This window comes from Tropicimonas sp. IMCC6043 (assembly GCF_004146235.1).
Taxonomy (GTDB): domain Bacteria; phylum Pseudomonadota; class Alphaproteobacteria; order Rhodobacterales; family Rhodobacteraceae; genus Tropicimonas.
Genome location: NZ_SELO01000142.1, coordinates 1 through 711 on the forward strand (window position 1 = coordinate 1; position 711 = coordinate 711).

The following is a 711-nucleotide window of genomic DNA, read 5'->3' on the forward strand; positions in this document are numbered from 1 at the left end:
AAGGCTGTCTCCGATCTGACGCTCGAGAAACTGATCTTGCGGGAGGCGGCCTCGGGAAACTTTTGAGCCCCGCCCGCCGCCGTGCTTGCGTCGATCATGTCAGGCAGAAGTTCCGCGTCTCGGAGCGTTTCGCTTGCCGTGTCCTCGGCCAGCACCGCTCGACCCAGCGGAAGATGCCGCACGGACGTCCCGACGAAGACGCGTTGACCGCGGACATCATCGCGCTCGCGTCCCAGTATGGGCGCTACGGCTATCGTCGCATCACCGCTCTGCTTCGGGAAGCCGGGTGGGCGGTGAACGTGAAGCGTGTCGAGCGGATCTGGCGGCGGGAGGGGCTGAAGGTCCCGCAGAAGCAACCAAAGAAGGGGCGCCTCTGGCTCAACGACGGATCCTGTATCCGCCTGCGCCCAGAGCGTCCGAACCATGTCTGGTCCTACGACTTCGTCGAGAGCCGGACGCACGATGGAAGGAAGTTCCGCATGCTGAACCTCATCGACGAGTTCACCCGGGAATGTCTGGCGATCCGGATCGACCGGAAGCTCAATTCGACCGACGTCATCGACGTGCTGTCTGATCTGTTCATTCTGCGCGGTGTGCCGGATCACATCAGATCCGACAACGTCCTATGTCGGGAAGCTTTGGCGGCTTGAAGCATCAGGTCTTGGAGCATCCGGTATTCCGGATGCCCTGATATGGTTGCCCAGACGGGTT

The 711-nt window shown here is 61.9% G+C and carries 1 pseudogene; it reads left to right on the forward strand.

The annotated features are described in order from the left end of the window. A pseudogene (locus EU800_RS26140) lies at window positions 1–620 on the forward strand (IS3 family transposase); the annotation flags it as partial. Between the last annotated feature and the right edge of the window lie 91 nt (window positions 621–711).